We start from the raw sequence: 21,093 nt of genomic DNA on the forward strand, positions 1-21,093 counted from the left end.
CATCCCCCGGGGAGAGCAAGGCACGGCTGCCGCCGACCGCAGCCCGATGGCCACGTTGACGCCGGCGCCGCGCCTGGGCGAACTCAGCTCACCGGCGTGACGTCCTGACGAGACCGGCGTGACGTCCTGACGAGCTGCCCACCTGTGAGTTACCTCACCCGTCGTGGTCGGCCGCCGTGGGCAAACTGCCTGGCCAGCAGCCCCTCTCACGCATCCGGCGACCCCTGGTGGCCGGATACGTCAGTAATCTGTCATTGCAGCCAGTGCGATAGCCGATACAGGCTGTGACCGTGTCTGAGCGACGTGTTGTTGTGGTCGTGTACGCGGGTGCCATGGCACTCGACATCACCGGACCGATGGAAGTGTTCGATGTCGCCAACCGGCTCCTTGCCCCGTCTGCCGCCCCCTACCGGATCGACCTGGTCTCCGCCGACGCGCCCCTGGTGCGCACGAGTTCAGGTGTGGTCGTGGAGGCCTCGCCGCTGGAGGCGGGTCAGGGATCCATCGACACCCTCCTCGTCCCGGGCGGATGGAGTCTCAGCGAGGTGCTCGGGGACCGGCCGCTGGTCTCGTGGATCGGCAGGGCGGCGGCCCGGTCGCGCAGAGTCGCCTCCGTATGCGGCGGATCCTTTCTGCTGGCCGAGGCGGGCCTTCTGGACGGCAGACGCGCCACCACGCACTGGGCGTACAGCGAGGCGATGGCCTGCCGCTATCCAGCCGTGACGGTGGAAGCCGAGCCGATCTTCGTCTGGGACGGCCCCTTCGTGACCTCAGCGGGCGTGTCGACTGGAATCGACATGGCACTTGCCCTGGTGGAGGCCGATCACGGTGCGGCGCTCGCGTTGGAGACGGCCCGCTTCTTGGTGCTCTTCCTCAAACGGCATGGAGGGCAGTCCCAGTTCAGTGCGGTACTTGACGCCCAGTTGGCCGACCATCCACCCATCCGGACCGCACAGGAGTGGATTCTGGACAACCTGCACAACCCGTTACCCGTGGCCGAGATGGCCATGCGGGCCAACATGAGCCCGCGCAACTTCGCCCGGGTCTTCAGGCGCGAGGTGGGCACGACCCCCGGCCAGTTCGTCGAACGCACGCGCATCGCCCGCGCGCGAGAGCTGCTGGAGACGACCGATCTGCCGATCGGTCAAATAGCGGGCCGCTGCGGATTCGGCGTTCCCGAGACCTTCTTCCGCTGCTTCGGACGAAGCCTGGGACTCACTCCGAGGGAGTACCGGCACCGCTTTCAGGTCGTCACGCCGTCCGGCCTCATCGACCGGCGCCACGAGACGGACAGGAGCCCCGTATGACCACCACCTCGGACTTACCCGAGGCAGGGACAGTACGCATGGTCGACCATCTGGCAGCGGAGCTCGCCAGGGCCGGTGTCACCCATGTGTTCGGCGTCGGCGGCGCGAACATCGAGGACTTGTATGACGCGGTTCACCGCGGCGGCACTGTTCGTGGTGTCGTGGCCAAGCACGAGTTCTCGGCTGTCACGATGGCCGACGGATACGCCCGAACCACCAGGCGCCTCGGCGTTGTTGCGGCAACCTCGGGCGGCGGTGCGATGAACCTGGTACCGGGCCTGGCGGAAGCCTACGCCTCCCAGGTGCCCGTACTGGCTCTGGTGGGCCAGCCGCCGACCGGCCAGGAAGGTCACGGAGCGTTCCAGGACTCCAGCGGCAAGGGGGGTTCCTTCGACGTCGGGAAGGTCTTCACGCCCATTTCCCGTTTCTGCGCCCGGGTCGAGGACGCGGACTCCCTCATGGAACTGCTGCCGCGGGCGGTGGCGGCGGCACAGACCGCTCCGCGCGGGCCGGCGGTGCTGCTGCTGCCCAAGGATGTGCAGCAGGCGCGGATCCGGTTGCCCGGCCGCGGCTCGGCACCGACACCGGGCATGCCGATGTCCGCGCCGACGACATCGGCGGCACGGCTCGACGGCGCGGCACTCGCCGAGGTGTCGAACGTCCTTCGTGAGGCCGACAGGGTCCTCGTCATCGCCGGTGAGGAGGTCGCCGCTGCGGACGCGCGTCCGGAACTGGCGGAACTGGCCCGGAGCCTCGGGGCGTGGGTGGCGGTCACGCCGGACGCCAAGGACGTCTTCGACAACCATGATCCCCGGTTCGTCGGCGTGGCCGGGGTGATGGGCCATGCCAACGTCGAAGACTGTCTGCGGCGGGCCGACGTGTGCCTGCTGGTAGGCACCCGGCTGCCGCTTCTGGCGCGCGGTGGCCTGGAGCGGGCCCTGGCCGCCACCGAAGTCGTGTCTGTGGGCCACGAACGGCCGTTCGTGGCGGGCGCCGCGCTGGGCGGGGACCTGCGGGACGCCCTGCGCGCGGTGACCGGCGGGCTCCCCGCACGCCCACATGCCTGCCCACAGCACTCCGGTCCCCTCCCCACCCTCATGCCGGGCCCGGTCTCCCCGCCCGCCCACGGGCGGACCGTCCCCTACACCGAGGCGGTCGCCGCGGTGGAGGCGGCACTCCCCCAAGACGCGCACGTTTTCGTGGACGCCGGCAACGCAGGCGCCAGCGCGATCCATCTCCTCCCGGCACCGCGCCACGGTCGTTTCGTGGTGGCGGTCGGTATGGGGGGCATGGGCTACACCTTCGGTGCCGGCATCGGCGCCGCGCTCGCCACCGGGCGACGCACGTACGTGCTCGCCGGCGATGGCGCCTTCTTCATGCACGGGATGGAAGTGCACACCGCCGTGGAGTACGACGCACCCGTGACCTTCGTCATCTTCAACAACAACGCCCACGCCATGTGCGCGCTGCGTGAGGAGTTCCTCCAGGGCGGCACCCGCACCGACGACCTGTTCGGTCGGACCGACATCGCCGCCGGGGTGGCCGCTGCCTTCCCGTCCCTCGACGTCACCGGAGCCGAGAACGCTGCGCAGTTGCGCAACGCGCTGCTGCGCAGCAACACGGGCGGTGGCCCGGCCTTCGTAGCGCTGGACTGCGACCCACAGGAGATCCCTCCGTTCCTCCCCTTTCAGTCCTTCGCCGATGCCACCGGCAGTCATGAGAACGCCGACAGCAAGGAGTATTCAGATGAGCGACGAGTCGTCCGCATTGGCTGACATCCCGGGTCTGATGCGGATCGAGAACCCGGGAAGGGACGAGCTGACCGCCCACTGCATGGAGCTCACCCACGCCGTCTACCCCCACCATCAGGTCTACGGGCAGTACTGCACCATCCATGAGTACGTCGACTGTCCCCCGGAACTGACCTACGACTACCTGAGTCAAGGTCACCACCTGGAGGAGTGGACCTGCAGTCTGCGGGACTTCGCTCCCTCCGGCACATCCGGGCTGTGGATCGGCCACGACCGGCTCGAGGACGACACCAGGATCTACTGCAAAGTGGTCGCCAACCCCGAGGCCATGACCGTGGACTACCACTGCTCCTGGGATCAGGCCGACAAGCTGTGGATGATCTACCTCATGCGCGTCGTACCGGCCCGCCCGGTGCTCGACAAGCCGGGATCGGTGATCACCTGGACCAACTGCCGCCATCCCTACTACGACAGCAACCCGCACCCCGACCTGGCTCCCCGCCCGGACCGGCCCTGGGTGGGCGACTACTGGGACCTCTTCTACGCAGGGCACACCGTGGAGATGAACAACCTGAAGGCGATCCTGGAACACCGCCACCGCAACGGCCTGCCGGTCAGCGTGGCTCCGGCCAGGGCGGTGGCCGCACAGTGACCACGGTCAGCCTCACCGATGTCGCAAGCTACCTTCCCGGAGAGCCGGTCCCCGCGGAGTTCTACACCGACTACCCCGGAGCGGAGGACAAGCTCCGCAACCACCCCATGTTCAAGGTCCCGCCGTCGCGGCATCATGTGGCCGCGGACGAGACCAACGCGGACATGGTCGAGCGCGCCGTAGAGCCCTTGATCGAACGGCACGGCAGGGACGAGATCCGGGGTGTGGACGTGCTGTTGGTGCACAGCCAGCTGCCGGACCTGCCGTTCGTCGGCGCCGGCACCGAGGTGGCACGCCGTCTGGGCTTGAACCCGGAGTGGCTCGTCGATGTGGCCAACGCGGGTTGCGCGTCCTTCGTGTACATGCTGAAGCTGGCTCGGCAGATCCTCACCACCACCGATGCGAAGACCGCTCTGATCTGCAATGCGCAGAGCGCCGCGGGCCAGTGTTTCACCCAGTCCGAGGTGCGCAGGCTCGCCCAGGCGGCGATCCCGGGCGACGGCTGCGGCGTGGGATACGTGACGACATCGGCCCACACTCCCGTCCTCGACGTGGAGACCCGGCACATCGGCGAGTACGCGGGGGACATGACCGTGGCGGTCGACGACGGCCGCAAGTACTGGGAGCCGGGGGAGTCCCAGCTACGGATCGGGTTCACCGACGCCAGCGTCGCCAAGGTTCTGGCACGCGGCAACCGCCTCGTCCCGGAGGTGATCACGGACCTGTGCCGGCGGCTCGGCGTGGCGACCGGCGACATCGACGTCCTCGTCACCAACCAGCCGAACCGCACCTTCCTGCGGAACTGGCGCGAGGCGCTGGAACTGCCCGCCGAACGGCACCTGAACACCTTCGACCAGTACGGGAATCTCTTCGGAGCGGCGATCCCGATCACCCTGGACCGCGCGATCCGCTCCGGTCAGGTGAAGGACGGTGACCTGGTGGTCGTTGGGGGATTCGCTCACGCAGGCGACTTCGCCGGTGCCGCCGCCGTCCGCTGGCACGGCGGGCAGGGGTGACCCATGGGCGTTCCCGTGCTGCACCGACTGGCCCTGAACGAGAGCCCGTACCCCCCGTTGCCCTCGGTGCGCAGAGCGATGCAACGGGCCGTCGCACAGGCTCACCGATACCCGCAGTTCTACCCCGACGAACTCACTGAGCGGATCGCCGGTTGGTGCCGGGTGGCCCCCGACAGCGTCGCGGTGGGCAGCGGGTCGGTGGGGGTGGCACTGCAGTTGCTTCAGGCGATGACGGAGCCCGGCGACACGATGGTCCACGCCTGGCGCACCTTCGACGCGTATCCCTTGCTGGCCACCATGGTCGGCGCACACCCCGTTCCTGTGGCCCTGTCGCCGGAGGGACACCAGGATCTGGACGCCCTGCTGGCCGCGCTCGACCACCGGACCCGGGTCGTGGTGGTGTGCAATCCGCACAACCCCACCGGAAGCCGGGTTGCCGTCGACGATCTGTCGGCGTTCCTGCACCGGGTCCCTCGACACGTCACCGTGGTCCTCGACGAGGCGTACGTGGAGTTCGCCGGCGACACCCATCCGCCGGACACCCCCGCGTTCCTGGCCGCGCACCCCAACGTGCTGGTCCTGCGCACCTTCTCCAAGGCCTACGGCCTCGCCGCCCTGCGGATCGGCTACGGACTGGGCGCTCCCGCGCTGGTGGAACGGATCCGTCGGCAACAGCTGCCCTTCGGGATCAACGCGGTGGCGACCGCGGCGGTGAAGGCCTCACTGCGAGCCGGCAGCGAGCTCCGTCTACGTGTGGACACCATCGTCACCGAACGCGAACGGCTCCGGCACGAACTCGTCGACCTGGGCTGGCTTGTACGTCCGGGCTACGCCAATTCCGTCTGGCTCGCCTCGCCCGACCCGATCGATGAAGGCGCAGCGGCGCTCACCGACGCCGGTGTCCTGACGCGCCACTACCCCGGCGAGGGACTCCGGGTCACCGTCGGCAATCGGAGGGCCAACGACACGGTGCTTGCCGCCCTGGCAGGGGTGCGCGCACCCCTTCGCAGCGCGTCCTTGTCCGCGTCCGCCAGTGCCTGAAAGACGCGCGCGCACCCGACGTGAGGCGCCGGCTGCCGTCTGCTGGTCACACGAGGTGATCAGCCGTCTATGACGCCATCGGCGTGACATATGGCCGCGACCGCAACCGAAGCGGCCCTTGCGGGGCTCTGGATCAGTAGTCAGCAACGCATTTGTGAGGAGACAGAGATGGCCCCCTGGAGCAACGAGAACCTCAGTTCCTGTGCCTTCGTCGACCCCTATGCCGCACATCCCCGAGACAGCGCCCGGCCGATTCAGACCCAGCCCCGCGACGACGTCGACTATTTCCTGGCACCGCCCGACCCCGCCCAGCGTCTCAGCTACACCCTCGACCCACGCGACCAGCAGCGTCTCGACCTGCACGCGGCACTCACCGCCGCCGGCATTCCCCCGATGCCCGAAGACCGTGCCGTCATCGACCAGATCAGCGCGCTGCCGGCAGACGTCAACAACGCCCTTCAACGCTGGTTGCACCACGCCCTGTAGAGCGGGCGAGCCGCTTCCTCGACGCGACGGCCGGCGCTCTCATGCACGCACGCGGCATGACGCGCCGGCGCCGTCCCACACAGGGAGCAGCGCCCCCTCGACGCCTGTGGTCGCCGGAAGACTCCCGGGCGGGCTGGGGCTTCCCTTCCGACTTCACGCTGCCGCAGGTTCAGGAGTTGTTCGCCGTACAGCCGGACGGCCGGGACCCGGGGCTCCTGCCGGCACCGGACGACTGGCTGGCGGACCTGGCCCGGGTTCCGCTGCTGTACCAGCCGGGCGAGGCCTGGCTCTACAACACCTGCTCCGACCTCCAGGGAGTGCTGATCTCCCGGGTCACGGGCCGTCCGCTGCCGGAGTTCCTCGAGGAGCGTGTCTTCGAGCCGCTCGGGATCAAGGACACCGCGTTCGAGGTCCCGGCGGGCAAGCGGGACCGCTTCACCAGTTTCTACCGGCCAGGCCCCGACGGCCGCGGGCTCATGCGGGCCGACGCCCCCGACGGGAACTGGAGCAGTGTGCCGGCGTTCCCGTCCGGCGCGGGTGGGCTGGTCTCCACCGCTGACGACTGGCTGGCCTTCGCGCGGATGCTGCTCGCCGACGGCACAGTGGGCGACCGCGTCCTGCTTTCCGCTGACTCCGTACGGCGGATGACCACCAACCACCTCACCCGACCCCAGCGCGACATCGGAGCGCTGTTCCTTGAGGGCCAGGGCCAGGGCTGGGGCTACGGCGCCCAGGTCGACATCACCCCAACCGCCCCCTGGAACGTGCCCGGCCGCTACGGCTGGACCGGCGGCACCGGAACGACCGGCCACCTCATCCCGTCCACCGGCACGGTCACCCTCCTGCTCACCCAGGTCGCCATGGTGAGCCCGATGCCCACGCCGCTGATGCGGGACTTCTGGCGCGTCACCGCCCGGTGAGCAGCGTACGGTCCACCTCGTTCGCCGACGATCGACCTGGGGACGCTGACCCATTACCGCAGGAGCGGAGCGCCGTTCGCCCACGACGTGGCCTCTCCTATCGGTCGTGCGACGGGCACGCCCCTATTGCGAATCCGCGAAGAAGCAGACTTCGGAGCGGGAGGCGGTGGCGGTGAGATCACACGCGGCCGCATCGGCGTCCTCCTGCGTCGGGTGCTGCTGCACCATCGCCGCTGTCGCACGCGTCCCGGCATCGAAGCATGTCGGATTCTGCCTCACGATCATGCTGAGGATCTTCACCTGGGTGGCATTCAACTCCAATTGCACGGAGTCGAGGTCTTCGTCGTCGTAGGGCGGCCGTTGCTTCTGCATCCGGAGCTGGCCTGCCCGCGTCTTGAACTCTTGATTGGCCTGCTCGCAGGTCGTGGACCGCTCCGATGCATCGTCGTGTCGCGTCGCACCCACGGCGTAGCCGCCTATGGCGAGTGTCATTGCTCCCGCGCTGACCAGCGCGATCATCGAACGCTTCATGGCGGTGGATGGTATACGCCCACGTGAGGCCACTCGTCACCGCCTCATGGCTTCTCGACCGACTGGCTCTGGGTGACCCTGTGCCAGCCCGGGTGGAAACCGAATCTGCGGCCCAGCGTCGTGCGCGGCAGTGGTGGGCCCTCGGACACCGGAGTCATCCATGGGGCGCGAGAAGGGGAGCAGAGCAGCCCATACGGGCGTGCTTGGTCACGGAACCGGTGCCGCCAGGCTTAGGAGCCGGGGTGGCATCGGCTTCAGCGGGAGATATGATCCGCTGCCGACCTGCGGGAAGTCCGAACGGGCGGCTTCCAGGGGGTGTGAAATGGCTGGAGCTGTGAGGCTGCCGAGCTGGCAGGCCCGGTTCGCCTGCGGCACGCTTGCCGCGTTCGCGCTGGTGGCTGTCGCGGCCGGGCTGGCAGCGTGGCACAAGTACCAGCTGCTGGCGGGACCGGTGGCGCCAGGGCCGTACGCCGACAACCCGTTCGTCGAGGTCGACACATACTTCAGAAACCTGATGGGGTGGCGGACGGGGCTGTTCCTCGCGGCCCTGCTCCAGTTCAGCATCTGGCTCGCCAACATGCGTGACCTCGCCGATGTGCTCTGGGGAGAAGGACAGCGCCGACGCAGGGCGTGGCTGGTCTTCGGCTGGGTGATACCGGTGGCGCAGCTCTTCATACCCAAGATGTTCGTCAACGACCTGTGGGCTGCGGGCCGGCCGGAAGCACGGCGCCGTCGCGGACATCCCCTGCTCACGGCATGGTGGCTGTCCGTCCTCGTCGCGGCGAATGCGTACAGCGATGCTCTCGACGATCTGAAGAAGGCGGTCAGCGCGAGCCAGGCTCGTGATGCCCTGAGGCAGCTGATGGTCAGCGATGGTCTGCACATCTGCGCCGCTGCGCTGTCGATCGCCGTCGTCTGGCAGCTCGATCGCGCGTTGGAGCATGCCGCACGAACCGCGAATGCTCCGACTGAGGTCTTCCCGACGGGCCAAAGCGAGGTCCTGAAGACCACGCGCGCTTGATTGCACAGGCACGCTTCCCACACCCAAGGCAGGAGTACGCCCCTCACCGGGTGAATCGACCGGGGGCCGTTCTCATGTGCGCTGCCCGTCAATCACCGTGACTGCTTGGCAGTTGGCCGGTCGATGGGGCGCGGTAGGGGCACGCGTAAGCGGTGGTGGCACATGCGCGCCGCTCCTCAACGGACGGCCTGGCGGTCGGACAACACGCGCCCGCGGCGGGGCACGTGGAGCTGTCCGGGCGATCACGACCGGCGTCGATCCGGCCGTTCCCGGACTCGTCGTCAACGAGCGTCTTGCCCATGGAATCCGTCCAACGGCCCCAGCGACGCGCCCGGTTGCCGGAAGCGTTTGCGGCAGGGCGAGTTGATGGCGGCAGCGATCACCGCCGTTGGGTTGATTCGTAACGTGGGTCCAGGTGGGCGGGGCGATCTCACCGTTCCACCGTGCCGAGTTGAGACGCCTGACCGTGTCGAGTGCCACTTGATCGCCGTACAACCAAATCGTCGATCTCTGATCGTTACGTCAAGCGACCTCAATGCGCTGGCAAAGCCCGCAGGTTGTGGGCTTTGATGTCGGCTCGGCGCGCTCGGATCGTGGACGCGCCCATGGACACATGAGGTGGGAACGAACGTGAAGTCAGCTCTGGGGCGCGTCCTGGTCGGCATCGGTGTGACGGCTGCGCTCGCCGCTACGGCCGCGTGCGGCGGCGGGCAGGACACCGACGACAAGAGCAGCGGGTCGAAGAAGCCTGCGGCCAAGGCGGCGTCGCCCGCCGCCCAGGATGCTCTGAAGCCGCTCACCGAGGCGCAGTTGGCGAAGGCTGTGATCACCGAGGCGGACGTGAAGGGTTACCGCGTCCGCAACACGCCGGACGACGAGATCCCTGAGGTGAGTGTGCCCGCGAAGCCCGCCACCTGCCAGGCCATCGCCGATATGTTCCTGCTCGGCACCGAGCCTGACGCCACGGCCCGTGTGTCCCGTTCGGTGACCAGCCGGAAGCAGACCGACGCCATGGTGCTGCGGACGGGTCTGCTCGCGCACAAGGAAGCGGACGCCAAGGACGTGGTCGCCGACCTGCGCACCCAGAGCGAGAAGTGCAAGTCCTACGAGCACACCGACTACCAGTACACCGGCATCAAGGCTCTCGAGGCGCCTGACCTCGGTGACGAGGCGGTGTCGTACACGATGACCAGTGACATCGACGGTACCAAGATCCCGATGACCTACACCGTCGTGCGCAGCGGCTCGACCCTGGTCGTCTTCTACGCGATGAACATCCTGGGCGGAAAGGTGCCCGAGGTGCCGGCCGCTGTCGTGGAGGCGCAGGTCGCCAAGCTCGAGAAGACCGCCTGACGGACCGCTTGACGGTCCCGGTTCGGCACGAGTGAAGGGCCCCGCAGACGAGCTGCGGGGCCCTTCGCCTTCGGCTCCCCTCAGCCAGTAGTGGGGCCGGACGGCGTCGGCCCGGTCGCGTGCTTGTCATCGCTGCCAATCGATGTGCCAATCGCTGTCACGGTGGGACGCGACACCGGGCACGGCTCGACGACGTCACGGCGGTGCCGCTCGACGACGTCCGTCGGTGCCGTCCGGCGAGAGCGGATGTCCCGACCTCGTACTCATGCGGACCGACGGACGAACCGATGGACGGACGGACCGACGGACGGACCGATGGACCGACGGTCGGGGCACCGGGGCACTTGGGCTCCCAGGCGAGTCGGTCTGGAAGCGTCGCGGCACCGTTGCTTTCGCGGAGCGAAAGGACGCAGCCGTCGGTACCCATGCGGCTGCGGCTACAGCTGCCGAGGACGGCACAGGAGCCGCAGCGGCTATCCTTCTCACCGGCCGGGGCAGACTGCCACAGCCTGGGGGACCGGGCCCCCGCCCGATGCGGCAAACCGCAGGTCGATCTTGGAATGGATGGCCCTTCGGCATTGCTGCACTCCTGATGGGCTCGCCCTGTTCCAGGGGTGCTCCGGGCAATGGCGCTCGGCACGACCGGACACGAGAACTGCCAACGATCTCGATCCTGCCTGCTCCTTCCTCCCTGGCCCGCTGTCTTCGAAAGGTTCTCCTGCACCATGCCTTTGGCTCTGCTGGCCCTGGCTGTCGTCGCGTTCGGTATCGGCACGACCGAGTTCGCCACCATGGGGCTGCTGCCTCAGATCGCCGACGGAATCGGTGTGTCCGTGCCGCACGCCGGCAACGTTGTCTCGGCCTACGCGCTCGGTGTCGTCGTCGGCGCACCGCTGCTGACGGGCATCGGCGCGCGCGTCCCGCACAAGCGCCTGCTGCTGCTCCTGACCGGGCTGTTCGTGGTCGGCAACGTCGCGTCCGCGCTCGCTCCCGACTTCGGCACGCTTTTCGCCGCGCGCTTCCTGGCCGGCCTGCCGCACGGTGCGCTGTTCGGCGTGGGCGCCGTCGTCGCCTCACGACTGGTCGCACCGGAGCGCGCGGCACGCGCCGTCTCGAAGATGTTCCTCGGCCTCACCATCGCCAACATCGTCGGGGTGCCGGTCTGTACCGCCCTCGGACAGCAGCTGGGCTGGCGGTCCGCCTACGGCACGGTCGCTGTCATCGGCCTCATCGCTCTTGCGGCCCTGGCCGCCTTCGTCCCGCACCAGCCGCGCGGGCAGCAGTCCGGCATCCGGCACGAGCTGCGGGCCATGGGGAACAAGCAGGTCGCCATCGGGCTGGCCACGGCCGTCATAGGGTTCGGCGGATTCTTCGCCGTCTACAGCTACCTCGTGCCCATGCTCACGCACCTGACCGGCGTCTCCGACTCCTCGACCACCGTGGTCCTCGCGCTCTACGGCGTCGGCATGACGCTCGGCACCCTGATCGCCGGACCGCTCACGGACCGCGCCCTGCGCCCCACGCTGTACTGGGGGCTCGCGCTGCTCGCCGCAGGGCTGGTGACGTTCTACTTCACGGTCCACAGCACCGTGCCCGCCCTGGTGACGATCACGTTCATCGGTGCGATGGGTTCCCTCATCACCACGCCGGTCCAGATGCTCCTCATGGCCAAGGCGAAGGACGCCCCGACGATGGCGGCGGCCTCCAACCACTCCGCCTTCAACCTGGCCAACGCGGGTGGTGCCTGGCTCGGCGGCCTGGTCATCTCGGCGGGCTGGGGATGGGCCGCGCCCAACCTGGTCGGCGCGGCGCTCGCCGTGGCCGGTCTCGGCCTCGCCTTCACGGGCGGTCTCATGGAACGGGGCCACGGACGCTCCGATGTGATCACGAAGGCGTCGCCCGTAACCGGACAAGAGGCGCGCGTCCCCACAGCTGACTGACCCTCCGACCGTTCGTCGCCCTCAGGATCTGCCGACGCGCTGGGCCCGCCACTGTTCTGGGCGCCGCGACGGTGCCCTTCGACGCACCGGTGGGACTACTCGGACCCGGCGGCACCTTCCGCCACCGGGCCTGCGGACCCCACGGGTCCGGCATGGTCCGTGACGCCGGCGTGGTGGGCTGGGGCTGCGAGCCCGCACGGCCCGCAGCCCGACGCCTGGTCCGTGCTGAGCGGGACTCCATTGCCGCGCAGTACGTCGCGAAGGTCGAGGATGAGCGGGAAGACTTCGTGGTTGTGATCTTCGCCCTGCTCGTCCCAGGCACGCTGTTCGGCCTCGACCGCCGTCCGGTCCTGGGCGAAGACCCGCTCGGTGAAGCGGCGGATGAGCGGCCAGGCGAGGTGGAGCGCCCCGGGAACCGACGGCTTCGCGATCGTGAGCAGGCCGTAGGCGTGGTTGACGCGCTGCTCCGCGTCCTCCGGTACGTACGCGGCCCAGAGAGAGAACACCGGAAGGTCGGTGCCTTCAGGGACATCCCGCAGGGTCTGATAGGGGTACTCGGTGCGGATGGTGATGACGTCGGGCCTGTCCTGCCCGCCGATCCCCTCCGCGGACAGCAGGCCCGCGCCCCGGTCCTTGCGGCCTCCGGCAGGAACGAAGAGGTACCGGGCCTCGACGTGCCGTGGGCCGGTCTCGTACCCCAGCAGCTCGGGTTGGATCCTGCCGAGCACACTCCGGTGCAGGAACTGGTGATTCATGTCGAGGAGGTTCTCGTGCATGAACGAGTAGTGGCACCGCACGGTCCGGGAGAACGTCATGGTCCGGTGGGCGGCTGAACGGTACTCGGGCAGCAACGGGAACGGCGCCGCCGAGGCCAGAGCCGGGTCCCCGGGAAACACGAAAACCAGGCCGTAGGCCTCTCGGACCGGATAGGAGCGCACACCGCGCGGCGGCCGCTCACAGCCCTTCGGCAGGTAGGGGATCTGCGAGATGCGGCCGTCACCCCGATAGGCCCAGGCGTGATAGCAGCATCGCAGGATCTCGCCCTCCACCACACCCATGCTCAGCGGCACCTGACGGTGGGCGCAGCGGTCCTCCAACGCGTGGACCGTGCCGCTGCGCCCCCGGTACAAGGCGATCCGCTCGCCGGCGAACGCGGTCGCGAAGGTCCGACCGCGCCGTACCTTCCGGGAGGTCGCCACCGGATACCAGTGGTTCGGGGAGATACCGACCCTCCGGAGGTCCTGGACCGGACCGGGCAGAGCCCTGAGCCGGCCGTCCGGGAGATGTGGCGGGTACGCCGCCGGGTCGGCGGTGGAATGCCGGTCCTGCTGGTCTGCTCCGGGACGGACGGGTCGGGCCTCAGTCATCTGCTCTGATCCCTTGCGCTAGGGCGGAGGTCGTGTCGGGTGGTCGCGGGGGCGCCGCGCGCCAGGCACACGGTGTCCTGCACGCCCGCGACCCCACCACGGACGGCCGCCGCCGACGCAGGGATCCGCCCGCCGCCGCGGGGCTCCACCTTCCTACGGTCGCCGGGGCCACCCCGGTCGTCAACCGCGGAGGTGCATTGGTGTCGCAACCGGTCCGGCACATACCAAGGCGGCCGGAAGGCGGCGCCGGCCTCGACTCGTCGAGCTGCCGGAGGGGCAGCCAGCCGGGCTGCCACCGCCGCGCCCGCGCAACCAGCACCCCTGACCCACGCGTCGCAGAAGACATGGAACGTGAATGGCTCTTCTCGCTCATCCCGCTGACGATCGGCGTGCTCTTCCTCAGCTTCGGCGTGTACGGACTTCGCCGTGCCAGTGCGCTGCGTCGCACAGGTGTCACCGCAAAGGGTTGGATCGTCCGCCACGATGTGAGGCGGGATGAAGAAGGGGCCAGGTATCACCACCCGGTCGCGGCCTGGACGACCCGGGACGGCCGTGCGTGCGAGCACGCATCGAGGTTCGGCCGCGGTTCCGTCCGGGGTGGCTTCGGCGTGGGGAGCATGGTCACCGTGCAATACGATCCGGAAGACCCCCGCCGGTTCGCGATCCAGGGCTGGGACACCACGGCGGTCGACATTCTGTTCACCGTGTTGGGGTCGCTGTTCACGGCGGGCACGTCGGCGGTGGTGCTCGTCCGACTGCTCACTCTGTGACCGCAGACGACTCCCTTCGCTGCGACGCCGACATGTCCGCACCGAGTGGCTCGGCCTGCATCTCCTGCGTCGCTTTCTGGTGCGCGTGTCAGGGGGCATGACCTGGCGGGCACACGGGGCTGGGTCGAGGCCGAGGGACTGTGCGCGGACGAGCGGCGGAATGCCGCGCATGACAACGTGAAGAGACGAGAACGTCTGCTTCGTAAAGAAGCCGCGCTGATCGAATACCTGGACAGATGAGACGTCGTTCCCGATGGCGGACCGGTGGCCTTGAGAAACCGGTGGTCTGCCTGAGGGCCTGCTCCGTACGGTGATCCGGTGTGCATCTACGCCCTGACCCACTACAAGCTGCACTACGCGTGCGTCTCATGCCGTGTCAGCTTCAAGCGGCATGCGGATCCGCGGCGGGAGCACCTGTGCCCGAACTGCGCCCGGCCTCTCGTTTGCGCTGGTCATGACTTCGCTCCGCCGCGCAGGCGGAATGTCCGTGGATGGTCTGTGGTGGCGGCGGTCCTGGGCGAAGGACTGCGGTACGAAGGGCGATCGGTGTGCGGGTGCGGCAAGGAGCCCACATACCGTCCGCGGACGCGTGCCGAACTGCGGGTGCGTCGGATCGTTGCCGCGAGAGACGGGCTGACGTTGTCCGACACGTTGTCCCGACCGGATCCGCTGACCCCGGCGACCGACTGACCTCGCCACCTCGCCACCTCCGCGTGCAAGGCGGCGCCGGCGGAGCGGATCAGGGCTGCCGCGACGACGACGAAGGCCAGGGAATCCTCGGGATTGCTCCCGTAGCGGCGGCGCAGTCGTCGGCAGCCGCCGCATTCGGTCTCGCGGCCTATGCCCCCTCGGCACTCCGTCAGAATCCGGACCAGCATCTCGGCTCAGCGGACGGACTTGGCCACTCGGGCGAGCAGGGCGGCCGACTCCTCCGGTGAGAGTGCGTGGTCATACACGAGTTCACCGGTCATGCCGGGGAAGAAGCGGCCGGCGTCCCAGCCCCTCTGGTACGGAGGCGGATCGAGGACCACGAGACGGACGCCGTCCACGACAGGGATGTCCGCCGGATTCCCCTCGTTCCAGATCCACTCGCCGTCGGCGCCGACCAGGTTGAACGAGCCGGTGGTCGCCACCATCCCGGCCCGGTCGCGGCAGCAGGCGACGGCAGCGGCCGACGGTGCCTGGCCCTCCGCAAGGCCCCGGCCGATCAGGGCATCGGCGAGGAGCGTGTGCAGTTGGAAGTTGTCACCGATGCCGGAGATGCGCAGTGCGAAGCCTTTGCCGGTCGCGCGGTCGAGCGCGACGAGCGGTTCGTCGTCGAGGACGGCGAGGGCGTAGGCGAGGCACTTGAACGGCTCGTCGGACAGTTCCGCGACTCGGGTGACGGCGGCACGCAACTCCTCGCGACCCGGGACCTCGCGGCGCACTCGCGGGGAGTTGAGCATGGCCACGCAGGCCATTTCGAACTGCGGGAGCGCCTGCCAGGCCATGACGGGCTCGAGGCCGATCCGCTCGAAGTCGGCCTCCTCCAGGCCCTCGCCCTCGTGACCGGGCAACTCACCACGGTCCGCGGCCGCCCACCCCTCGCAGAAGACGGCAGCCTGCTCGAAGGCGTCCAGGGCGCCCGCGAACACCGCCGGCGCGCAGGTCAGCGGGTCGGCGCCCCGCTCGACGCACGCCCCGGTCATCACGGCCACCACCGCTCGCGGACCGGGCGGCACCTCTCCGAGCAGGGCGGAGAGCCGAGGCGCGGCTGCCGACAGCTCGGCGTCCGTGGCTTTACCGAAACCGCGCGTCAGCCGCGCGAAGGCACGCTCCGACGCGTCCGCGTCCTGAGCCCGTACAGCCGTTTCGAAGTCCTCGACGGCGGCCGCGAACCGCCCACGTCCGAATATCATCCGCGCACCCTAGCGGAGACCTCCGACACTCCCCGCCCAGCGCCCGGCAATCACGCCTTCCCATGCCTTCGAGGGCAACCGTTCATGTGTCCCGTGGGTCTGCTGTGGTGACGGTACGGCGCATACCGCGCGGACCGTCCGCGTATCGGCGTAACTGCACGAGGACGACACAGACGACACAGGAGTGTGAACGGTATGGGACGGCGACGGATCCTCGCGGCGTGTGCGATGGCGCTGGCGGTAACGGGCGGGGGCTTGGGCCTGATGCCCGCGCATGCGGCGCCCGGCAGCGGGTCGGCAGCCGCCCGCGCCGGTGATCTCGACGGTGACGGTTTCGGCGACCTCGCGGTCGGCTCGCCGGAGGGGACAATCGCCGGGTTCTCGAAGGCCGGCTACGTCTCGGTGGTGTACGGGACCGCGCAGGGCGTCCGGACGACTCGTCACAAGGGCATAACCCAGCGCACGGCGGGCATCCCCGGCACCCCTGAGGCGGGCGACCGGTTCGGGTCCGCCGTGGCCGTCGGAGACGTGGATGGTGATGGGTACGCGGACCTCGTCATCGGCTCGGGCGGCGAGGCGATCGGTTCCGTCAAGGGCGCCGGCTCGGTGACGGTCGTCTTTGGTGCGAAGGGAGGGGTGAGCGGCGACGCGATCGCGTTCCACGCACCCACCCCGACGGCCCGTCAGGCCTTCGGCGACAAGCTCGCGGTCGGCGACTTCGACCACGACGGCCGCGACGACATCGCGGTCGCGGCCGGCACGAAGGTGCAGGTGGTGAAGGGTGCTGCCAAGCTCCGCGACACGACGAAGCCCGCCATGAGGTCCTACACCCCGCCCGGCGGCGGCGCCGGCACCGGGCAGATCGCGGCCGCCGATGTGAACGGCGACGGGTACACCGACCTCGCCACCGTCGCCTACTTCGACGACCCGGCGGACGAGGGCACCCTCGGCGTCCTCGCCGGTTCGGCTCAGGGCCTCACGGGAAAGACGCTGGGCAAGACCGGGCTGCCCTTCGCGGGATACAGCATCGTCGCAGGTGACGTCACCGGTGATGGCAAGGGCGACATCGTCGTGGACACCGGATTCTCGGACGGCCCGGACGACTTCCTGCTCCGGATGTTCCCGGGCACAGCCTCGGGCCTCGGCGGGGGTGTGGCCTACGGCGGCCCGGCGCAGCCCGGCCGCGCCGCCGCGCTCGCCGACCTCGACGGCGACGGCCACGCCGACCTGGTCACCTCCGACACCAGCGCCGTTGACCCGGACGGCTTCAACAACGCGGGCGCGGTGACGGTCGTTCCGGGCACGGGGGCCGGCCTGGATGCGGCGCACGCGCGCACCATCACCCTGGCCACGCCGGGTGTGACCGGCGCGAGCGAGGGCAACGACCTCTTCGGCGCGGCCGTGGCGGCAGGCGACTACAACGCGGACGGCACCGCCGACCTCACGGTCGGCGTTCCGGGCAAGTACCTCGGCACCGGTGCGGTCAGCGTCATCCCCGGCTCGGCCGACGGGCCCACCGGAACGGGGTCCATCCTCTTCAACCCCGAGGATCTGGACCACCCGGCAGCCAAGGCGCGCTTCGGCCTCGCTCTGGGCGCGACCACCCGACCCTGACCTGAGATTGAACTCGTCGTGTCGTAATGGGGCTGACTGTGACTCAGCAAGCACGTCAACTGACGAGCGAGCAGTTCACCTGGTGGGGCTGAGAGTTCCGGTTGGCGCCGAGGCTCGCGGCCGGCGAGCGACTTGATCTCTGTTTTGCGACGGTACCTGCGGATGTCGTTGCAGAGCGGGCGCATAGGATCGCCGGCATGGCACTGCGACCAGTTCAGGTGAACATGAAGGCTGTTGATGGCTTGGCGGTCGGCCGGTTCTGGGCGGAGGCGCTCGGCTGGAGTGCCTACAGCCCCGGCGTGACGACCTACGTCGGACCCGCCGGCGGCCTCGTCTGGCCGGACCCGGTCGCCGTCTGCGTCGACGTCGTTCCCGTTGCGGAGCCCAAGACGACCACAAAGAACCGTGTTCACCTCGATCTCGCCACCACCTCCGTGGCCCATCAGGCGGAGTTGGTCGCGCGTCTCCAGGCCCTCGGTGCGACGCCCGCCGACGTGGGCCAGGGCGACGTGCCGTGGACGGTCCTCGCGGACCCGGAGGGCAACGAGTTCTGCGTCCTGGAGCCTCGTGAGATCTACCGGGACACCGGGCCGATCGCCGCAGTGGTGGTCGACTGTGCGGATCCGCGGGCCATGGCCCGGTTCTGGGACGAGGCGATGGACTGGACCCTGCATGACGTGACTGACGATCATGCGGCGTTGCGCTCCGCCAAGGGTGTCGGCCCGTACCTCGAGTTCATCCGCACGCCCGGCGTGAAGACCGTGCCGGACCGCGTCCATCTCGACCTGCTGCCGTATCCCGGTGACGACAAAGCGGCGGAGGTGGCCCGGCTGCGGGCCCTCGGCGCCACCGACCTCGACCTCGGCCAGGGCGACGTCCCGTGGACTTGCCTGTCCGACCCGGAGGGCCACGAGTTCTGCGTCCTCGCCTTGTCCTGACGCGGAGCCTCATCGACGCCTCGACACGCGAACCTTCCGTGCTCATCTGTCATGGCCCCGGGGGACTTTGGTGAAATCCATGCTAGGCCTTGGTCACATCGGTAGTCCTCTGGAGTGGCCCTGCGCGGACCTTCGCGGTTGCCGGTGCCGGTTTTTGGATCGCTCGGCCCCGGCGAGAGCGCGAAGACAATGCAGCCGTCATCATCCTGACCGGCGACGATTCGAGGCTCGCCGGCTTCGACAAGTTCCTCGAAGCTGCCGCCGACAAGCAGGCACTCCCACTCGAGCACGGCTTCTTCGGGATCGAAGTTGCCGCAGGAGAGCGACTCGAATGATCGTCCCGGCCCAGCCTGAAGCGCCAAAGCCGCTGACGTGTCATCCGGCGCCACGAAGAACTTGACGATAATGCTCACCAGGGCATCATGCCCGACCGCCCCCGACCATGATCGGGCCGGACAAGTCCTCATCGCCATGGGCAAGCCTTCGCAGCACTTCTGGACTCATGGCAGCGGGAGCGTAGCGGGGCGTGCCCCATCGCGCCCCATCGCGTCAGGCGCTCTCAGGCCACCGCTTCGTCGAGGGAGATGTCCATCCGTTCGGCCACGATGGTGAGGGCTGCTCCCAGGGGGAGCGCGACCCGGGTGAGGGCGTGCTGGTCGCCCCGGGTCGGATCCCGGTTGACGATCAGCACCGGCTTCCCGGCCTGGGCGGCCTGGCGGACGAACCGGAGCCCGGACATCACCGTCAGTGAGGAGCCCAGGACCAGCAGCGAGGTCGCCTCACTGACCAGCCCGCGGCAGTGCTCGACCCGCGACGGCGGAACCGTTTCGCCGAAGAACACGACGTCCGGTTTGAGGATGCCGTCGCATGTGGTGCAGGGCACCACGCGGAAGTCCCCGACCTGTTCATCGGTGAGATCGGCGTCACCGTCCGGGTTGATTGCGGCGGTCACCGGCTCGAAGCCCGGATTGGCCTCCTCCAGGCGCCGGGCGAGTTCGCGGCGCGGGCTGGAGGTGCCGCAGGAAAGGCAGACGACCCGGTCCAGGCTTCCGTGGAGTTCCACGACGCCCTCGCTGCCGACGGCCTGGTGCAGACCGTCGACGTTCTGGGTGATCACCCCGGAGAGCAGGCCGTGCCGCCCGAACGCGGCCACCGCCCGATGGCCGTCGTTGGGGCGGGCCCGGCCGAAGGTTCGCCAGCCGAGGTGGCTGCGCGCCCAGTACCGCCGCCGGGCCCCTGCGCTTGCGGTGAAGTCCTGGTAGGTCATCGGGGTGTGCCGGCTCAGGCTCCCGCCCTCGCCCCGGTAGTCGGGGATGCCCGACTCCGTGGAGATGCCCGCGCCGCTCAGTACCAGCACGCCGCCGGTGCTGAGCGCGTCGGTGACCGGCTCAAGGTCCGTGGTGCCCGGCGGCAGGTCCTCGGTGGGGGTCCAGTGCAGAGTGGGGCGCATGCGCATGTCGCCAGGGTACGGACTCGACGCACACTGCGCGGGGCTCGCGCCATCGCCATCGCCATCGTCTCCGCCGGAGGCGCTCCGCGCAGGTCGCCGATTGGCTGACCTCCGGCACTGCCGGTGCTGTACGCCGGCTAAGCCCGGCTGATTCCGGCATCAACGGTGGAGGAGGCAGGGGCCGGCGCCGAGGGCCACGCGGTGATCTGCGTCCACTGGCCGGGGGAGTGGCGGACCGTGTGTGCGCCGCGTGTCCCGTCGCGGACCGAGTGCGCGCCGGGTGTCCCGTCGGCGTATCTCACCCGTTCTCGCTCCACCGGTGACCCAGTGTGGTCAAAGCGGCGTCGGGCAGGAGGCGTGTTGCCACCCCGGGCCAGGGTGTTGGCGCGGTCTTGTCTGTTCGTCTGTTCATGTTCCGCATCGAGGGGTCTTCCGGACGAGACTGCAGGCTCCGGAGGGCCGACGGCGTGTGTCCGGTGCTGTCGGCCGAAACAGCCGATGCTGCGGCAGTCGACGCTGGCGGTTTCCGGCTGGGGAGGGTGCCTGCTTCCGCTCTTCACCCGCCTGCAAAGAACACGGTCACGCGCAGCGAATTGGGTGTCACCAGCGCCACAAGCCCGTGATCAGCCTGGCCAGGAACACGGCTGCTCCGACACCCTTGGCGCCTATCACCACGCCGCGTCGCGCATCACCGTGGACCGCGTCAAACAGCAGCGCGGGACTCGCCACCACCAGGAAAGCAGCCCCAGCAAGGATCACGGCGGAAATGGCCACGTACATCGTCTCGACGGTGACGTCGTCCTTCTGCGCCTGGGTCCTCTGGTCCCCCATGGGGGCAGTATGCCCAGACGGGTTTACTGCAATCGGTACATCCACGCGCAGATCCGGGCAGCGGCAGCGCGTACTCGCACGTACGCCTGTTTTCGTGAACTGGGCTGCTGAGTTCGGCTGTTGAGGCATTCGGAGGCGGCTGGACGCGTCCAACGGCGGGAGGTGCCCAACCCTCCTCGGGGAACAGGGCGCGAAGGTGCTCATGGT

Annotated in this window: 19 protein-coding genes; 14 read left to right on the forward strand and 5 right to left on the reverse strand. The window is 69.2% G+C overall.

Features of this window, described 5'->3' with window-relative positions; all coding sequences use genetic code 11:
- Nucleotides 1-290 precede the first annotated feature (290 nt).
- The 7 genes from ACWD68_RS16045 (at nucleotide 291) to ACWD68_RS16075 (ending at nucleotide 7,173) form a co-directional block, all read left to right on the forward strand.
- Nucleotides 291-1,307, forward strand: a complete 1,017-nt coding sequence (locus ACWD68_RS16045) for a GlxA family transcriptional regulator (protein WP_451807033.1) — start codon at nucleotides 291-293, stop codon at nucleotides 1,305-1,307.
- Nucleotides 1,304-3,082 (forward strand): thiamine pyrophosphate-binding protein, encoded by a 1,779-nt coding sequence (locus ACWD68_RS16050; protein WP_451807034.1) that lies wholly within the window; start codon nucleotides 1,304-1,306, stop codon nucleotides 3,080-3,082. The genes ACWD68_RS16045 and ACWD68_RS16050 overlap by 4 nt, the downstream gene beginning before the upstream one ends.
- Entirely contained in the window at nucleotides 3,054-3,710 is a 657-nt protein-coding gene (locus ACWD68_RS16055) for an SRPBCC family protein (RefSeq protein ID WP_451807035.1), read from the forward strand. The genes ACWD68_RS16050 and ACWD68_RS16055 overlap by 29 nt, the downstream gene beginning before the upstream one ends.
- Nucleotides 3,707-4,726 (forward strand): 3-oxoacyl-ACP synthase III family protein, encoded by a 1,020-nt coding sequence (locus ACWD68_RS16060; RefSeq protein ID WP_451807036.1) that lies wholly within the window; start codon nucleotides 3,707-3,709, stop codon nucleotides 4,724-4,726. The genes ACWD68_RS16055 and ACWD68_RS16060 overlap by 4 nt, the downstream gene beginning before the upstream one ends.
- A 3-nt stretch (nucleotides 4,727-4,729) precedes the next feature.
- The gene (locus ACWD68_RS16065; protein ID WP_451807037.1) at nucleotides 4,730-5,767 is read left to right on the forward strand and encodes a histidinol-phosphate transaminase; all 1,038 of its coding nucleotides are present in this window, start codon (nucleotides 4,730-4,732) and stop codon (nucleotides 5,765-5,767) included.
- A 168-nt stretch (nucleotides 5,768-5,935) separates the two neighbouring features.
- Nucleotides 5,936-6,253: a hypothetical protein gene (locus ACWD68_RS16070; RefSeq protein WP_451807038.1), complete on the forward strand. Its 318-nt coding sequence runs from the start codon at nucleotides 5,936-5,938 to the stop codon at nucleotides 6,251-6,253.
- A gap of 56 nt (nucleotides 6,254-6,309) precedes the next feature.
- Nucleotides 6,310-7,173, forward strand: a complete 864-nt coding sequence (locus tag ACWD68_RS16075) for a serine hydrolase domain-containing protein (RefSeq protein ID WP_451807039.1) — start codon at nucleotides 6,310-6,312, stop codon at nucleotides 7,171-7,173.
- A 123-nt stretch (nucleotides 7,174-7,296) separates the two neighbouring features.
- Here ACWD68_RS16075 and ACWD68_RS16080 read toward each other — a convergent pair whose 3' ends face one another.
- Complete coding sequence (locus ACWD68_RS16080; protein ID WP_451807040.1) at nucleotides 7,297-7,704, reverse strand: hypothetical protein; 408 nt, start codon at nucleotides 7,702-7,704, stop codon at nucleotides 7,297-7,299.
- A gap of 334 nt (nucleotides 7,705-8,038) precedes the next feature.
- On the opposite strand from ACWD68_RS16080, the gene ACWD68_RS16085 reads away from it, so the two are divergent.
- From ACWD68_RS16085 to ACWD68_RS16095, 3 genes are all read left to right on the forward strand, one after another.
- Nucleotides 8,039-8,725 (forward strand): DUF4328 domain-containing protein, encoded by a 687-nt coding sequence (locus ACWD68_RS16085; RefSeq protein ID WP_451807041.1) that lies wholly within the window; start codon nucleotides 8,039-8,041, stop codon nucleotides 8,723-8,725.
- A 630-nt stretch (nucleotides 8,726-9,355) separates the two neighbouring features.
- Entirely contained in the window at nucleotides 9,356-10,078 is a 723-nt protein-coding gene (locus ACWD68_RS16090) for a hypothetical protein (RefSeq protein ID WP_451807042.1), read from the forward strand.
- A gap of 725 nt (nucleotides 10,079-10,803) precedes the next feature.
- A complete protein-coding gene (locus tag ACWD68_RS16095) occupies nucleotides 10,804-12,018 on the forward strand; it encodes an MFS transporter (protein WP_451807043.1) in 1,215 nt (404 codons plus the stop codon).
- Nucleotides 12,019-12,113: 95 nt separating this feature from the next.
- Here the strand turns inward: ACWD68_RS16095 and ACWD68_RS16100 are convergent, their stop codons facing one another.
- Nucleotides 12,114-13,385 (reverse strand): Rieske 2Fe-2S domain-containing protein, encoded by a 1,272-nt coding sequence (locus ACWD68_RS16100; protein ID WP_451807044.1) that lies wholly within the window; start codon nucleotides 13,383-13,385, stop codon nucleotides 12,114-12,116.
- 200 nt (nucleotides 13,386-13,585) lie between these two features.
- Between ACWD68_RS16100 and ACWD68_RS16105 the strand changes: the two genes are divergently transcribed.
- Nucleotides 13,586-14,155, forward strand: coding sequence for a DUF3592 domain-containing protein (locus tag ACWD68_RS16105; protein ID WP_451807045.1), 570 nt, complete (start codon nucleotides 13,586-13,588; stop codon nucleotides 14,153-14,155).
- A gap of 884 nt (nucleotides 14,156-15,039) precedes the next feature.
- On the opposite strand, the gene ACWD68_RS16110 is transcribed toward ACWD68_RS16105, so the two are convergent.
- Complete coding sequence (locus ACWD68_RS16110; protein WP_451807046.1) at nucleotides 15,040-16,053, reverse strand: hypothetical protein; 1,014 nt, start codon at nucleotides 16,051-16,053, stop codon at nucleotides 15,040-15,042.
- A gap of 195 nt (nucleotides 16,054-16,248) precedes the next feature.
- Between ACWD68_RS16110 and ACWD68_RS16115 the strand changes: the two genes are divergently transcribed.
- The 3 genes from ACWD68_RS16115 to ACWD68_RS16125 all read left to right on the forward strand — a co-directional run bounded on the left by ACWD68_RS16115 (nucleotide 16,249) and on the right by ACWD68_RS16125 (nucleotide 18,940).
- Nucleotides 16,249-17,667, forward strand: a complete 1,419-nt coding sequence (locus ACWD68_RS16115) for an FG-GAP-like repeat-containing protein (RefSeq protein ID WP_451807047.1) — start codon at nucleotides 16,249-16,251, stop codon at nucleotides 17,665-17,667.
- 197 nt (nucleotides 17,668-17,864) lie between these two features.
- The gene (locus ACWD68_RS16120; protein ID WP_451807048.1) at nucleotides 17,865-18,605 is read left to right on the forward strand and encodes a VOC family protein; all 741 of its coding nucleotides are present in this window, start codon (nucleotides 17,865-17,867) and stop codon (nucleotides 18,603-18,605) included.
- 89 nt (nucleotides 18,606-18,694) lie between these two features.
- The gene (locus ACWD68_RS16125) at nucleotides 18,695-18,940 is read left to right on the forward strand and encodes a hypothetical protein (RefSeq protein ID WP_451807049.1); all 246 of its coding nucleotides are present in this window, start codon (nucleotides 18,695-18,697) and stop codon (nucleotides 18,938-18,940) included.
- 224 nt (nucleotides 18,941-19,164) lie between these two features.
- Here ACWD68_RS16125 and ACWD68_RS16130 read toward each other — a convergent pair whose 3' ends face one another.
- Together ACWD68_RS16130 and ACWD68_RS16135 are read right to left on the reverse strand one after the other, a co-directional pair.
- Nucleotides 19,165-20,061, reverse strand: a complete 897-nt coding sequence (locus ACWD68_RS16130; RefSeq protein ID WP_451807050.1) for an NAD-dependent protein deacetylase — start codon at nucleotides 20,059-20,061, stop codon at nucleotides 19,165-19,167.
- Between the two features lie 594 nt (nucleotides 20,062-20,655).
- Complete coding sequence (locus ACWD68_RS16135) at nucleotides 20,656-20,886, reverse strand: DUF6332 family protein (protein ID WP_451807051.1); 231 nt, start codon at nucleotides 20,884-20,886, stop codon at nucleotides 20,656-20,658.
- Nucleotides 20,887-21,093 lie beyond the last annotated feature (207 nt).

The organism is Streptomyces sp. NPDC005141 (assembly GCF_053599975.1).

Bases quoted from the DNA above. Each gene is read 5' to 3' on its own strand.
- ACWD68_RS16135 (WP_451807051.1), bottom strand. From the start codon at position 20,886: ATGGGGGACCAGAGGACCCAGGCGCAGAAGGACGACGTCACCGTCGAG.
- ACWD68_RS16070 (WP_451807038.1), top strand. From the start codon at position 5,936: ATGGCCCCCTGGAGCAACGAGAACCTCAGTTCCTGTGCCTTCGTCGAC.
- ACWD68_RS16095 (WP_451807043.1), top strand. From the start codon at position 10,804: ATGCCTTTGGCTCTGCTGGCCCTGGCTGTCGTCGCGTTCGGTATCGGC.
- ACWD68_RS16130 (WP_451807050.1), bottom strand. From the start codon at position 20,061: ATGCGCATGCGCCCCACTCTGCACTGGACCCCCACCGAGGACCTGCCG.
- ACWD68_RS16115 (WP_451807047.1), top strand. From the start codon at position 16,249: ATGGGACGGCGACGGATCCTCGCGGCGTGTGCGATGGCGCTGGCGGTA.
- ACWD68_RS16080 (WP_451807040.1), bottom strand. From the start codon at position 7,704: ATGAAGCGTTCGATGATCGCGCTGGTCAGCGCGGGAGCAATGACACTC.
- ACWD68_RS16100 (WP_451807044.1), bottom strand. From the start codon at position 13,385: ATGACTGAGGCCCGACCCGTCCGTCCCGGAGCAGACCAGCAGGACCGG.
- ACWD68_RS16110 (WP_451807046.1), bottom strand. From the start codon at position 16,053: ATGATATTCGGACGTGGGCGGTTCGCGGCCGCCGTCGAGGACTTCGAA.
- ACWD68_RS16065 (WP_451807037.1), top strand. From the start codon at position 4,730: ATGGGCGTTCCCGTGCTGCACCGACTGGCCCTGAACGAGAGCCCGTAC.
- ACWD68_RS16055 (WP_451807035.1), top strand. From the start codon at position 3,054: ATGAGCGACGAGTCGTCCGCATTGGCTGACATCCCGGGTCTGATGCGG.
- ACWD68_RS16050 (WP_451807034.1), top strand. From the start codon at position 1,304: ATGACCACCACCTCGGACTTACCCGAGGCAGGGACAGTACGCATGGTC.
- ACWD68_RS16120 (WP_451807048.1), top strand. From the start codon at position 17,865: ATGGCACTGCGACCAGTTCAGGTGAACATGAAGGCTGTTGATGGCTTG.
- ACWD68_RS16075 (WP_451807039.1), top strand. From the start codon at position 6,310: ATGACGCGCCGGCGCCGTCCCACACAGGGAGCAGCGCCCCCTCGACGC.